We start from the raw sequence: 252 nt of genomic DNA on the forward strand, positions 1-252 counted from the left end.
CCGGAACAGTAACTGGAACCGTATATAATGATGAAGATGGTGATGGAACACAAAATGGAACAGAAACCGGATTTACTTCTCCAGTAACTGTATTTGCAGATTTAGATGGCGATGGTGTATTAGACGCAGGAGAGCCAACAGGAACAACAGCAGCAGATGGAACCTATACTATAGAAGGAGTACCAGCAGGAACAGTAGATATCGTAGTAGATACAACTACTTTACCAACAGGTGTAACATTAACAGAAGGAA

Annotated in this window: 1 protein-coding gene; it reads left to right on the top strand. The window is 41.3% G+C overall.

Going from position 1 to position 252, the window contains the following annotated elements; genetic code table 11:
- Nucleotides 1-252, top strand: a 252-nt coding sequence (locus ACVCZW_RS13260; RefSeq protein WP_452232642.1) for a hypothetical protein, incomplete at both ends; no start/stop codon positions are given.

It is taken from the genome of Lacinutrix sp. MEBiC02595 (assembly GCF_053601555.1).